General features: G+C 49.7%; 12 protein-coding genes and 1 pseudogene. 10 read left to right on the top strand and 3 right to left on the bottom strand.

Translation table 11 applies throughout. The features are described 5' to 3' along the window. Window positions 1–580 precede the first annotated feature (580 nt). The 7 genes and pseudogenes from Q4551_RS15645 (at window position 581) to Q4551_RS15670 (ending at window position 6,606) form a co-directional block, all read left to right on the top strand. Window positions 581–1,150 (top strand): GspH/FimT family pseudopilin, encoded by a 570-nt coding sequence (locus tag Q4551_RS15645; RefSeq protein ID WP_303434823.1) that lies wholly within the window; start codon window positions 581–583, stop codon window positions 1,148–1,150. 11 nt (window positions 1,151–1,161) lie between these two features. Further along, window positions 1,162–1,656, top strand: coding sequence for a type IV pilus modification protein PilV (pilV, locus tag Q4551_RS15650; protein WP_303434824.1), 495 nt, complete (start codon window positions 1,162–1,164; stop codon window positions 1,654–1,656). Beyond that, window positions 1,653–1,745 (top strand): annotated as a pseudogene (locus Q4551_RS16270) (prepilin-type N-terminal cleavage/methylation domain-containing protein); the annotation flags it as partial. The gene pilV and the pseudogene Q4551_RS16270, both read left to right, overlap by 4 nt. 54 nt (window positions 1,746–1,799) lie before the next feature. Next, on the top strand, window positions 1,800–2,705 hold the full coding sequence (locus tag Q4551_RS15655; protein ID WP_303434826.1) for a PilW family protein: 906 nt from the start codon (window positions 1,800–1,802) through the stop codon (window positions 2,703–2,705). A 37-nt stretch (window positions 2,706–2,742) separates the two neighbouring features. Then, window positions 2,743–3,408 (top strand): PilX N-terminal domain-containing pilus assembly protein, encoded by a 666-nt coding sequence (locus Q4551_RS15660; protein WP_303434827.1) that lies wholly within the window; start codon window positions 2,743–2,745, stop codon window positions 3,406–3,408. An 11-nt stretch (window positions 3,409–3,419) separates the two neighbouring features. Beyond that, complete coding sequence (locus tag Q4551_RS15665; RefSeq protein WP_303434828.1) at window positions 3,420–6,197, top strand: hypothetical protein; 2,778 nt, start codon at window positions 3,420–3,422, stop codon at window positions 6,195–6,197. Continuing rightward, window positions 6,190–6,606 carry a type IV pilin protein gene (locus tag Q4551_RS15670; RefSeq protein WP_303434829.1) on the top strand — a complete coding sequence of 139 codons (417 nt, stop codon included), beginning with the start codon at window positions 6,190–6,192 and terminating at the stop codon, window positions 6,604–6,606. The genes Q4551_RS15665 and Q4551_RS15670 overlap by 8 nt, the downstream gene beginning before the upstream one ends. A 73-nt stretch (window positions 6,607–6,679) precedes the next feature. Here the strand turns inward: Q4551_RS15670 and Q4551_RS15675 are convergent, their stop codons facing one another. Genes Q4551_RS15675 through Q4551_RS15685 form a run of 3 tightly spaced genes read right to left on the bottom strand, consistent with a single transcriptional unit; the run spans window position 6,680 to window position 9,941 of the window. After that, complete coding sequence (locus tag Q4551_RS15675; RefSeq protein ID WP_303434830.1) at window positions 6,680–7,855, bottom strand: sodium ion-translocating decarboxylase subunit beta; 1,176 nt, start codon at window positions 7,853–7,855, stop codon at window positions 6,680–6,682. An 11-nt stretch (window positions 7,856–7,866) separates the two neighbouring features. Continuing rightward, window positions 7,867–9,633, bottom strand: coding sequence for a sodium-extruding oxaloacetate decarboxylase subunit alpha (gene oadA, locus Q4551_RS15680; RefSeq protein ID WP_303434831.1), 1,767 nt, complete (start codon window positions 9,631–9,633; stop codon window positions 7,867–7,869). Between the two features lie 59 nt (window positions 9,634–9,692). Beyond that, the gene (locus Q4551_RS15685; RefSeq protein ID WP_303434832.1) at window positions 9,693–9,941 is read right to left on the bottom strand and encodes an OadG family protein; all 249 of its coding nucleotides are present in this window, start codon (window positions 9,939–9,941) and stop codon (window positions 9,693–9,695) included. Between the two features lie 426 nt (window positions 9,942–10,367). Between Q4551_RS15685 and Q4551_RS15690 the strand changes: the two genes are divergently transcribed. The 3 genes from Q4551_RS15690 to Q4551_RS15700 all read left to right on the top strand — a co-directional run bounded on the left by Q4551_RS15690 (window position 10,368) and on the right by Q4551_RS15700 (window position 12,986). Then, window positions 10,368–11,285, top strand: coding sequence for a tRNA-dihydrouridine synthase (locus Q4551_RS15690; protein WP_303434833.1), 918 nt, complete (start codon window positions 10,368–10,370; stop codon window positions 11,283–11,285). Between the two features lie 311 nt (window positions 11,286–11,596). Further along, complete coding sequence (locus Q4551_RS15695) at window positions 11,597–12,070, top strand: Dps family protein (protein ID WP_303434834.1); 474 nt, start codon at window positions 11,597–11,599, stop codon at window positions 12,068–12,070. A 523-nt stretch (window positions 12,071–12,593) separates the two neighbouring features. Further along, window positions 12,594–12,986 carry a globin gene (locus Q4551_RS15700; protein WP_303434835.1) on the top strand — a complete coding sequence of 131 codons (393 nt, stop codon included), beginning with the start codon at window positions 12,594–12,596 and terminating at the stop codon, window positions 12,984–12,986. The last annotated feature ends 151 nt before the right edge of the window (window positions 12,987–13,137 follow it).

Below are 13,137 nucleotides of genomic sequence, written 5' to 3' on the forward strand. Positions count from 1 at the left end.
TTTCGCTGCATTCGTCGCCTTGCCCTGAACAACGGCAACACTCGCGCAGAGCCGTGCAGGATTAAATAGATGTCCCCCTTTCTACTCCCTCTTCATACCCGATGGACCATATTGCAATAACAGGCAATGGAATCTGCACAACCACCGCATCAAGCACACCAGGCTAAAAACTCCAGTAAACCGCCCTTTTATTCACAACCACTTATCTTTTATTTACAGCCGCTTGTCTTTTATTCACAGCCGCTTGTCTTCTTTTTAAGCATTTTCCACGTTATCCCTAAAAACAAGCCTCAGCCAGGATCGATATAAGATAAATAAACAAAGTGACAGTTCTAACAAAACCTACACTCAACCCAACATTTTAGGACCAGATAAAACAAATCCTTGAATTACTGTCACCAGAATAATCACCGCTCGTCATGCCTGCCCTGGATATAGGGTCAACTTGTGTCATCAAGCCCACGAACAATACCTATCTTTATATTTGGGAGTGAGTTTGCCAGCCATACAGAGACATGGCATATTCCCCGCCATCAGCCACCTACGGCTGGAGTGAATGGTTTGAAAAGGAGTATGAACCATGATTATGTCTTCACATGCCCTCCCGGCTACATACACGTCTGGCCACCATTCATCAGGCTTCACCCTGATTGAGTTGATGATCACCCTTGCTGTATTTGCCATCGTTATGTTCGCCGCGGTGCCATCCCTCACCAGCTTTATGAGCCGCTCAGAACTGACAGCCGAGACCAATCGGTTTATGGGAGCTCTGGTTCTTGCCCGCACTGAAGCGGTCAAACGTAATACCCATGTCGCACTATGCCCCAGTAACGACCAGACCAGTTGTAACTCCACCTCCTGGAGCGATGGCTGGATCACCTTCCAGGATACCAATGGCGACGGTACGCTGGCGTCAGACAATAGCGAAGAAATCATCAAATACGCCGACGCGGCTTCCAACGTCAAGATTTATCCGGATACAAGCTTCAGCAAGGTCATTCGCTACAAGGCTGATGGAAATATCAACAATACCCCCGGCGAGATTGTTATTTGTTCCGAGCAAGCACCTGCCGAAGTCAATGCCCGCGAAATCGAAATATCCTCCGGTGGCCGCCCCAGTATTACTGCCACCCAAAAAACCAACTGCTGATGGAGACAGGTATGTTTTCAACACTGCATTCCGTCGAACCCGTACCTTACCGACAGTCCGGCTTTGGACTGATTGAAGTACTGGTATCTATCGTGATTGTGTCCATTGGCCTGCTCGGACTGGCCGGACTACAAACCCGGGCCTTACAAGAAAACAACGCTGCCTATCTGCGTTCCCAAGCCGGCATTCTGGTCTACGACATGTTCGAGCGCCTGCGTTCAAACAGCCAGGGAGCGGCCAGTGACAACTACAACACCGCAACAACCAGTACGACCGATGACACCCTGGCGGCTACAGACCTGCTGGACTGGAAAAGTGAAATCAGCCGTACCTTGCCCAATGGAGCCGGGGTTGTTTCTTGCACCACTGACAGCACGGTAGCGACCACGACCTGCAACGTCAGTATCAGCTGGGATGACGTTTCGGTCATCAGCGATAACAGCGGTGACGATGACGACAAAGACGATGGCCGCACACTCACCATCAATATGGTCGCAGTATTATGAGATTTGAAACGGTAACAGTCGGAAAAACACACGGCTTTTCTCTTGTTGAGCTGATGATTGTCCTGGTATTGGACGCAGTCATAATCGCTGGGGTTTTTTCAGTATTCCAGAGTAATCAGGCGGTCTACCGGACCAACGATGCCATGTCGCGCTTACAAGAGAATGTCCGCATTTCCTACGACTACTTGTCCAGGGAAATCCGCATGGCGGGTTCAGGTTATTCCTGTCTCAGCAGTATCGATGCGGTCAACAACGTATTGAACAATGCCACTGATTTTGACCAACAGTTCGACACTATTGTCCGGGGTTATGACAACACCGAAGACAACCTCCCAAGCGAATTTTCGAGCAAGGTCAAAGATGGAACCGACGTACTGGTAGTACGAGGCTCCTACGGTACAGGTGCCAAACTGGAAAGTGCCATGGACAGTAGCACTGCAGTCCTCAGCACCACTGTCATGGATCCAACTCCTTTTGGTACCGGGGATATTGTCGTTATTACCGACTGCCGAACCGCATCGATTTTCCAGGTCACCAGTTATACCGACAGTACCGGCGAAACCGTACATGATGCCGGTGGCAGTACAACACCAGGCAATGCAACCAGTAGCTTCCCTTATGCTTATCCGGTCGGCTCATCGGTTATCAAGGTCCGTACCACCAGTTATTACGTCGGCACCAACGAAGACGGTAACAGCGCCCTGTTTGTACGCAATACAGATGAAGGCAGCGCGGAAACCTATGAAATCGTCGAAGGGATTGCTGATATGCAACTGGAATATGCCGTAGACACCAATAGTGACGGATATCCGGACGATTATAAAACCGCCGCCGATATCTCAACCAGCCAATGGGATCAGGTTATCAGTGTACGGGTCAGCCTGTTAGCAGAAAGTCTGGAAGATAACGTCACCGAAACGCCAACACCGTATCAGTTTTACCAGCGCGATAAAGACGATCTCCTGGAAGACATAACGCCAACAGATCGAAAAATTCGCCGTAGCAGTAATTTTGTTGTCGCGATTCGCAGTCGCGTCAGTAATACATAAAGTCATTCATCTGACAGAGCAATAAAGGTATAGCAAGATGTTATTCCACAAGGCAGTGGCCCTTCGGCAGCAAACAGCAGCGATATCCCCCCGACCCCACCAATCCGGGTCCGCGCTTATTATCAGTATTGTTCTCCTGTTAATACTGACCATTACGGGTATTTCAGCGGTGCAATCCACCACATTGGAAATCCGTATGGCATCCAATAACGAAGACCGCAATCGGGCATTCCAGGCAGCAGAATATACCCTGACCCAGGCCAAGCAATACGTCACCACACTGGTTGAGAACGGAGAAATCGACACAACGTTTGGTGTAAAAAACGGCCTGTATCAAACCCTCACCATTTCCGATGACGGTGCAGGCACCGCCGATTGTGATACCTCCACCCCTTGGCTGACTCAAAGTGCCCAGTGGGATGACGATGATTCGGTCAGCCTGTATGAATATGACAGCAGCACAAAAACAGCACTGTCTGCCCTGAATTTATCCCAATCGCCACGTTTTATGATCGGCTTCGACAACGATACCGATACATCCAGCCCTTGCTACTCCAGCACCGATGCCGAGGGTTACTCCAACAGCATAGGCAGTACTGGGGCTGCTTATCAGGCTGACCGTTTTACCATCACTGTTGCAGGCTACGGTTCTCAACCATCCACTCGTGTGCGGTTACAAGCCGTTTACAGCATCCTGCACTAGGAGCCTTACCGATGAAATCACTTCAATATCTTGCTCATTTGTGTGTACTTGCTTCTTTTACTCATCAGTCACTGGCCGGAGCCTGCTATCCGACGACCTCAACCTCCGTCGGAGGCGCTGCCTTTTCTGTGCTGGAAGATGGCACCATCAGCATTGGCTCAGAGGGAGATTCTAAAACCTGTCAGGTCACCTTTTCAGGCAGTTCCAATGTTAACGTTGTCAGCGACGATCTTTACCAGGCAGATCCGAGTAAAACGGATTGTGGCCTGACCGCCAGCGATACAACACTGGATCATCTGACCCTGCCCACTTTTTTAACCACCAGTAGTTCTTCTATTTTCAGATACAAAAATAGTGGTGATACCTTTCAATACCCGAGCAACTGGTATCGTCTTGATAACAGCAAAACCCAGTTTTGCGTCAATGGTACTTCGCCTTGCACCACAGATATTGGTTATAACACCCCAGACGATGAGGTAGCCAGTTATCTCCTTAGCATTCAAAACAGCGGCAGTACCTATACCGCTGTATTTGATAACCGACAGGGCAGTGAATGGCAGGAAATAGAAGGAGGTACCGGTAGCCAGGGAGAAATTTATTTTAACTATGCCGTCACAACACCCGAGACTCCTTACCGTATCAACTACCTGAATATATCCAACACTGATGTTATCTATTTTGAACCTGGTAGCTACTATATTAACAAGATGTACTTGGCCGACCGAGTAACCATCGAGGTCGCCATGACAGAAGAGGATGGCAGTGCAGCAGGTGATGGCAGCGGCGTTGTAAAGCTGTACTTGTATGATGGCACATCCATCATAGGTAACGGCGCTTGTATCAATGTCGCCGGTTGTGAACCTGGTAATCCAGATGAGCGTGATGACATACAATACCCAGAACGCCTATATATATCCGTATACACCGGTGATTTTACAATTAATGACCAGGCTCAGGTTGCTGCGGGTATCTATGTTGATGACGGCACTCTTGAAATAAAAGCCAACTCTGGAACCTACTTTGTCGGAGAGGCCTTGGCATCCGATATCCAGGTAGGAAACAATTCGGGCGTGGAATATGCTTACCAAAATACCGGTATGTTTACGGAACTGTATATTGATTCGGCAGCTGAATCGGTAACACCAAATGACGGCATCTACAGTCTCGCATCTCCTGCAGTCAACCCGTCCTCCAATATTGGTGATCTGTCGTATATTCCTTATCAGACCGATGATACAACCGATGTCTCCTCGACAGACAGCCTGACAATGGACACAACATCAGACTATTACGGTACCGGTATTACCGGCCACCTGATGGCCTTTCCGCTTACTTCCAGTGGCACCAGCAGCACCGCAAGCTGGGATGCCAACGACCAAATGACCACCGACCTGCGTGAAGAACGTCTCTGGTCAACGGATGCTTCTGGCAACCTGGTGAAATTTGCCAACCTGGACGATGCTGCCTTTGGGACTCTGTCGGATTTGACCACAGAAACAATCATAAATTACACCATCACCCCCAATTATGCAGATGGCGATTATCTGGGCGACCGGGATTCAGGTTCATGGATCGGAGCCCCCTATACTACTCAGCCTGTGATACTCGGTGATCTGGTTATTTTTCATACCGATGATGGTTTTGTCTACGCCATTGACAGTAGTAGCGGCGAACTCCAGTGGGGCTTTATGCCTCGACCTCTGGTTTCCTACCTGGATGATTACAGCAGTTTTTACACCCAACACTATATGGAAGGTCAAATTGCCACGATTGGTGATGATATTGTGGTTGGGTCAGCCAAAGGTGGAGCCCTTCACTATGCCCTCAAGCTGAGCTCCAGTGGCGGGCTCAGCAGCGTACTCTGGGTTGAAGAAAGCGGCGGCGACAACCCTCACCGCCCCATCACATTTACCAATAATGATAAACAATATGCCCTCTATGTCACCAACAGTACCGACATAGTCGTGCAAGAGCTGACTTCAGGCGCCTCTCAAAAAGTGTATGACGTATCATCCAAAACCAGCCAAATCACTTCCCTGCCGCTGGCTTACCAGTACTACAGCAGTGATGGCAGCAGCAACAAACAAAATATTGAAGTCTCGTTTGGTGATAACGAAGGTAATGTCTACAGCGCTTTGGTCGTTAATAATGACTCACTGAAAAACAGCCCATCCTGGTCCAAGGTAGGTAACGTGGGCACCTCATCCACTGTGGAAAAAAGTGTGCTCTGGTTACAATCTGCCACGTTAGCCGGAGATGATTATCTGGTGGCCCAAACCACAGAACGTATGAAAGTCTTCCGCTTGCCCGCCGCAGAAACCAGCTGGCAATCCGACTGGATCAGCATGGTAGGTGAGTCTGGCTACTGGGATGACAGCGGTACCAGCTACACCAAGGAAACCGATCACAGCAACAACTATGAGCATATCCAGCTACTGGAAGACGACGTTACCATTACCGACCAGGTTGAAATTGCAGCCAGTGTGATTTTCCTCCCTCTGCAACGGGATACCGAAGAGAGCTGTGATGCTTATTACTACTTGTATGATCTCGACACTGGCCTGTTTCCGAGCAATGTATTGCATAACGATGCCACCGTGGATGGCAGCAATATCAATATAGGAACAGGTACGGCATACACACCGACTGTTGTTGTGATTGGCGATACCATCACATTACAGGGGCACAGTAGCGAAAACACCACTACCGATCTGGGGATCGACAATGCATTTACATTCACCACTGGTAACCAAGGCTGGTCTGGCTGGAGGGAGCTGCTTGATGAATAACGCCCAATACGCCGCTAGCCGCGGCGTTACTCTGATCGAACTGATGGTCACCATAACGATTATTGGTATTTTGTTTGTTGTTGGTATTCCCAGCTACAACAACTATGTCGTCAAAACCAACCGTAACGCGGCGGCTTCCTGCTTACTGGAAGTATCCCAGTCGCTGGAAAAACGTTATGCCGCAGCAACGGCCTATACGGGTGATACACCAAGCAACAGCTGTATCAGTGGTGTCAGCGACAGTTACACCATCAGCTCTGATCTTGAAACCCATGCTTTCACGCTCAAGGCAACACCAACCGCCAATCAGGAAGACTGGGCCTGTGGCATCCTGACCTACAACCAGGCAGGAAACAAAGGCCTGGAAGCCCATAACGGAGTAACCGGTACGACCGCCCTCTGCTGGTAATTGCGATGCACAAAAAACGGCGCCGAAGCGCCGTTTTTTGTGGTACTCAACCGAGCAACATCATACTGACCGGTTATGCACCAAAGTAGCTGATCATCACACCAGCAGCCACCGCCGAGCCGATCACACCAGCAACGTTCGGACCCATGGCATGCATCAACAGAAAGTTCTGGGGATTAGCTTCCAGTCCTACCTTGTTGGAGACTCGCGCCGCCATCGGTACTGCTGATACCCCTGCAGAACCAATCAGTGGATTGATTGGATCCTTGGATACCTTGTTCATGATTTTGGCCATCACAACACCGGTAGCAGTACCAACACAGAATGCCAGCATGCCCAATACCAGAATGCTCAGGGTATCCAGATTCAGGAACTTGTCTGCGCTCATCTTTGAGCCGACACCCAACCCCAAAAAGATAGTCACCACGTTGATCAAGGCATTCTGGGCAGTATCACTGAGACGATCCACCACACCAGACTCCTTCATCAGATTACCGAAGCAGAACATACCCAGTAAAGGAGCTGCAGAAGGAAGCAACAAGGCAACCAGAACCAACAAGGTAATAGGGAAGATAATCTTCTCGGCCTTGCTGACTGTGCGTAATTGCACCATCTGGATTTTACGCTCTTCCACTGAGGTCAGTGCCTTCATGATCGGTGGCTGGATCATCGGAACCAGAGCCATATAAGAGTACGCTGCCACGGCAATCGCACCCAATAACTCAGGTGCCAGCTTCGATGCAATAAAGATCGAGGTTGGCCCATCCGCACCACCAATAATACCGATCGCAGAAGCCTGCTGCATGGTGAAGTCCATCACCCCGATATCCGTAAAGAAGGCAGCCCCAAACAGGGTACCAAAAATACCAAACTGGGCCGCAGCACCAAGCAACAGGGTTTTCGGGTTAGCCAGCAACGGACCAAAATCCGTCATTGCCCCGACACCCATAAAGATCAGTAGCGGAAACAGCCCGGTTTCAATACCGGCATGGTAGATGTAGTACAACAGACCTGCCGGAGCATCCAGGTGACCATGCGCATCAAATACCGGCGGCGCATAAAAACCAGCCCCGGGAATATTGACAAAAATGGTCCCCACCGCGATTGGTAGCAGTAGTAATGGCTCAAACTGAAACTTTGGATGTATGGCCAAAAACAGCAGCAAGCAACCAATCAGGATCATGGCACCCTGGCCAAGCTCCATCTGATACAAGCCGCTGTCATGCCACAGGTTAATCAAGCTTTCCATTCAGGCACTCCTTACGCGAGGTTGTACAGAGTGTCGCCCACTTTCACTGACACACCTTCTTTGGCTGAAACACCGGTCACCGTACCTGCTCGAGGAGCACGCACTTCGGTTTCCATCTTCATGGCTTCCAGAATCACGACAACATCGCCTTCTTCCACCTGATCGCCAGTATCAACCAACACCTTCCAGACATTGCCAGACAAAGGCGCACAGACAGGATCACCGTCACCGGATGCCGCAACCTCACCCGCTGTTGATGCAGCACCACCCATACTCAGCGGCGCTCCATTAACTGCGGCCAGATGCGTAACATCGCCACCATCATCCACTTTCACCACATAATCGTTACCATCAACGGAAATGGTGAAGGTATCTTCTGCATCACCTTTTGGAACCGGTTCAAATGCATCCGGATTGCCACGATTTTCGAGGAATTTTGGCGCAATCTGAGGGAACATGGCATAAGTCAGCGCGTCATCAATCTTGTCGGCTGCCAAGGTAATACCCTTGTCAGCGGCCAGCTTGTCGACGTTGGCGATCACCTTGTCCATCTCGTTTTCAATCAGGTCTGCAGGGCGACAGGTAATCACTTCCTTGCCATCCAGTACCTTGGCCTGCAACTCGGCATTCATCGGTGCCGGAGCTGCACCATATTCCCCTTTCAGAATACCTTGGGTTTCTTTTGAAATGGACTTGTAACGCTCACCCGTCAGTACATTCAAAACCGCCTGCGTCCCGACAATCTGGGATGTCGGTGTTACCAGAGGAATAAAGCCCAAATCCTCACGCACTCGTGGTATTTCGGCCAATACCTCGTCAAACTTGTCCGCAGCACCCTGTTCGCGCAACTGGTTTTCCATATTGGTCAGCATGCCACCGGGCACCTGAGCAACCAGAATCCGGCTGTCGGTGCCTTTGAGAGCGCCTTCGAACCTGGCGTATTTTTTACGCACAGCACGAAAGTACGCGGCAATTTCTTCCAGCAACAACAGGTCGATACCGGTATCACGCTCAGTGCCAGCCAATGCCGCTACAACGGATTCTGTCGCGGTATGACCATAGGTCATGGACATGGAAGAGATGGCGGTATCCACGCGGTCAATACCGGCTTCCACGGCTTTCAGGATCGTCATATCCGACAAACCGGAGGTTGCATGGGCATGCAGCTGAACTTCCAGATCCGTCTGGGCTTTCAGCTTGCTCACCAATTCAAAGGCAGTATAGGGCGTCAGTACCCCGGCCATATCCTTGATCGCAATGGAATCGGCGCCCATGTCTTCGATTTGCTTGGCAAGACTGACCCATGATTCCATGGTGTGGACGGGGCTGGTTGTATAGGACAAGGTCCCCTGCGCATGTTTGCCTTGCTTTTTGACTGCCTTGAGAGCGGTTTCCAGGTTGCGTGGATCGTTCATCGCGTCAAAGACACGGAACACATCCACTCCGTTGGTCGCTGCCCGCTCAACAAATTTTTCGACCACATCATCAGCGTAGTGGCGATAGCCCAGCAGGTTTTGCCCCCGTAGCAGCATTTGATGCGGCGTTTTGGGCATGGCTTTCTTGAATTCGCGAATGCGATCCCAGGGGTCTTCTCCCAGAAAACGAATACAAGAGTCAAATGTTGCACCCCCCCAGGATTCCAGCGACCAGTAACCGACCTGATCGAGTTTTTCAGCAATCGGCAGCATATCGTCGATACGCATGCGGGTCGCCAGAATGGATTGGTGCGCGTCGCGTAACACGACGTCGGTGATTCCGAGTTTTTTAGAATCGGTCATGGATGATGGCCTTTTCTTCCGATAACGTTGTTAACGTTTTGGTTATTATGATTCGTGCACTACTTTTGGCGTGCACGATGTTCCTTGACCGCTGCTGACAGTACTTTCAGCAATTGCGGATCCACTCCCTGAGGCTGGGGTCGTTTTTTTGCCGGTGTCGGCACAACCACTTCCTCGGGAGCATATTTATTTACCAGCTTGGACATGAATCCGGTAACAAATACCAGCATTGTCAAAAAGACAAATACCGTACCCATACCAAAAAACATCAATTCCAAACCTTGCGTGACGAGTCCTGGCTCAGACATGCAAGCGGCTCCTATTTAGTAATAATTTTTACGGACAGCGACGTGTTTTCCCATAAATTCTCACCAGAATAACCCGTGTTTATAGTGGGAATAACCGAATAAGACTACTTTAAAAGGACTAACGCTTTCAACTGCGCCAGATTGCGCAAAACGGCAGACAACCTCCAAATTGAGGCTCCAAGCTACTGATATCAGTAGTATTTCTGAAATCTATATCGACTATAGCCTGGACAAATAGTCAAATTGACACATTCCACCGTGATATACGGCCAAAGTAGAGGGCAAAAAACTTGACGCTAACACCAGACAATGATCAATTCGCGTCCAATTTCTAGCCAATGCCCTTCCTCTCCAGCGAGTTCCACCATGTTGCCATTTGACCCCGACAGTTCCCTTTATATTGCGTTAGCACCCATGGAGGGATTAATGGATTTCCATTTACGGGAAATATTAACGGCCGTAGGAGGTATTGATCACTGCGTAACGGAATTTATTCGCGTTAGCCAAACGGTATTACCCAATCGAGTCTTTTTGAAATATTGTCCGGAACTGGCCCAGGGTGGAAAAACACTGGCAGGTACACCGGTACATATTCAACTATTGGGTAGTGACCCTGAGTTGATGGCCGCCAATGCGGCACGGGTCGCTGCACTTGGAGCACCCGCTATTGACCTTAACTTTGGCTGTCCAGCCAAAACTGTCAACCGCAGTCAGGGAGGTGCCGTGTTGCTGCAGTATACTGAACGCCTGTATGCCATCACCCGGGCCGTACGCGACGCAGTACCGGATCATATCCCCGTCAGTGCCAAGATGCGCCTGGGTTATACCGACAAGACCCTGGCCGTTGACAATGCCCAGGCATTGGCCTCAGCCGGTATCCAATGGCTCACCGTTCATGCCCGCACCAAAACCGAAGGCTACAAGCCACCAGCGTGGTGGCAATGGATTGCGAAGATCAAGCAAGCCCTCGACATTCCAGTATTAGCCAATGGCGAGATCTGGACACCCGACCAGGCACAAGCCTGCCAACAACAGAGCCAGTCACGGCTATTAATGATTGGTCGAGGTCTGGTCGCAAAGCCGGATCTGGGCCTGCAAATCAGGGCACAACAACAGGGAATTCCCTATCAGGCAATGAAGTGGCAAGACTATCTGACGCTGTGCTATCAGCTGGCAGCACGACTTGAACATCTGGAAGACAAGCAACTCACCGACCGGATGAAACAGTGGCTACATTATTATTCACTGCAATCAGCCGAAATGAGCGCTGTTTTTCAAGCCGTCAGACGTCATCGTAGCCGCCGTGATTTTTTTGCCGCGATGGCATCCTGGCAGCCGGCCTGATTCTGATAGTGCCCAGGTATTGCTCCGATACAAACAATCAAATGCTCAGCCAGGCGGCAGAATGGTTATGATGGTGGTACAGAAATGATCAGACACTCAGGTATTGATGGCAAAAGCTGCTGCAGACCAGATAAGCTTTCACCTGAAGCAGGTCATGTACTCAATAGTTGAACCAATTTGGTAGCTTGATCAATATTTTGAACGGGTCACTCTGTCATACTCATGATTATTGAGCTGTCAGTCAGGCAACAATGACTGTAACTGAACTTGTTGTACCCACTTATTTTACCGTTTGCACCAGGGAGAACATTATGAGCATCAATATTGGCATCAGTGACAGCGATCGTCAGGCCATTTCAGAAGGTTTGGGACGATTACTGGCTGACACGTACACTCTGTACTTGACCACTCACAACTTCCACTGGAATGTCACCGGGCCAATGTTCAACAGCCTGCATGTGATGTTCATGACGCAATACACCGAACTCTGGAATGCCGTTGATCCTATCGCGGAGCGTATCCGCTCTCTCGGGCATGCGGCTCCGGGGTCTTATGCCCAGTTTGCCGAACTGGCCTCACTGCCGGACGCTCCGGCTGTTCCACCCAAAGCGATGGAGATGGTAGCCATTCTGGCTCAGGGTCATGAATCTGCTGCCCGTACTGCCAGAAGCCTGTATGAACTGGTTGGTGCCGCCAACGATGAGCCAACAGCTGATCTGTTAACCCAACGTCTGACCGTGCATGAACAAACGGCCTGGATGTTACGTTCACTGCTGGAAGACTGATACTCTGATCAGGTGTTTCAAACGATACGGCCTGCTGGTGTGTACCGGCAGGCCACTTTCCAGACAACAAACACATCGGTATACCAATCAAAACATTGTCATTTTTAATCCAGAGTCACAATTGTCACGTAATACCTACCAAACAACACCCCCTGCTTATTTCAACTTGAAAAACAAGTTGTTTGTGGAAATTATTTGTTACTTTATCCATTCTAAAAGTTCTTTTATGATCCCGGCTTCGGATTTAGTCTTGCGGTCTGTAAGACGATTTATCGACGCAACTATTGATTTGTCAGCAGCGCGGGCCACTGCCTGACAAGCGCCAGCGGAGTCTGGTGGCCTCAATACTGATAATAAGATCAAAGGAATGCTATCAGGAGAAAGCGTTAAGTAGTCGTTTCGAGTGTCGCCGTTCCTATACAGACCCTAAAAGCTTCCACATAGAGAAGCATCTCAACAGAAAACCTGCACTCGAATCCGAGTGTGGGCAGCCAGGTAGCGCAGACACCTAGGAGTTTTATATATGAGCGATGCGGACATCGTGTTTCAAAGCTACGGCCGTAGCTGCAACAACATTGTCTTCTTTGAAGACTTTTACGACATTTTCATTGGCAAGTCACACGACATTCGGGAGATTTTCAAAAACACCAACATGGAAGCCCAACGCGCTTTGCTGCGCAGTGGCATATTGTGGCTGGTGATGCATTCCCGTGGCATGTCAGACACCAAAATCCGGGCGCTGGGAAAGAGCCATAGCCGCACTGAAATGAATATCAACCCGATGTATTACAGCCTTTGGCAGGATGCCTTGATGGAAACCCTGGCTCGTCATGACCCTCAGTTTTCACCAGAGCTGGAAGCAACCTGGCGTCGTACTCTCAAACCCAGTATTGATATGATCAAGAGCATGTACTAATCAAAAACGTGTCTGATATATCTTATTGATCCAACTGTTAGTCTTGACCTCCTCACAGGTTTAAAAGCAGTCTTTAGGGGACATCTATTTAATCCGGTGCTCACTCTGGGCTACCGGATGGTTTCGAATCACGAAGCCGACTTGCAGGCCT

It is taken from the genome of Oceanobacter sp. 5_MG-2023, assembly GCF_030548165.1.
In the GTDB taxonomy this organism is placed as follows: domain Bacteria; phylum Pseudomonadota; class Gammaproteobacteria; order Pseudomonadales; family Oceanobacteraceae; genus Oceanobacter.

Coding starts and splice junctions, on each gene's coding strand:
- Q4551_RS15645 (WP_303434823.1), top strand. CDS start 581: ATGATTATGTCTTCACATGCCCTCCCGGCTACATACACGTCTGGCCAC.
- pilV (WP_303434824.1), top strand. CDS start 1,162: ATGTTTTCAACACTGCATTCCGTCGAACCCGTACCTTACCGACAGTCC.
- Q4551_RS15655 (WP_303434826.1), top strand. CDS start 1,800: ATGTCGCGCTTACAAGAGAATGTCCGCATTTCCTACGACTACTTGTCC.
- Q4551_RS15660 (WP_303434827.1), top strand. CDS start 2,743: ATGTTATTCCACAAGGCAGTGGCCCTTCGGCAGCAAACAGCAGCGATA.
- Q4551_RS15665 (WP_303434828.1), top strand. CDS start 3,420: ATGAAATCACTTCAATATCTTGCTCATTTGTGTGTACTTGCTTCTTTT.
- Q4551_RS15670 (WP_303434829.1), top strand. CDS start 6,190: ATGAATAACGCCCAATACGCCGCTAGCCGCGGCGTTACTCTGATCGAA.
- Q4551_RS15675 (WP_303434830.1), bottom strand. CDS start 7,855: ATGGAAAGCTTGATTAACCTGTGGCATGACAGCGGCTTGTATCAGATG.
- oadA (WP_303434831.1), bottom strand. CDS start 9,633: ATGACCGATTCTAAAAAACTCGGAATCACCGACGTCGTGTTACGCGAC.
- Q4551_RS15685 (WP_303434832.1), bottom strand. CDS start 9,941: ATGTCTGAGCCAGGACTCGTCACGCAAGGTTTGGAATTGATGTTTTTT.
- Q4551_RS15690 (WP_303434833.1), top strand. CDS start 10,368: ATGGATTTCCATTTACGGGAAATATTAACGGCCGTAGGAGGTATTGAT.
- Q4551_RS15695 (WP_303434834.1), top strand. CDS start 11,597: ATGAGCATCAATATTGGCATCAGTGACAGCGATCGTCAGGCCATTTCA.
- Q4551_RS15700 (WP_303434835.1), top strand. CDS start 12,594: ATGAGCGATGCGGACATCGTGTTTCAAAGCTACGGCCGTAGCTGCAAC.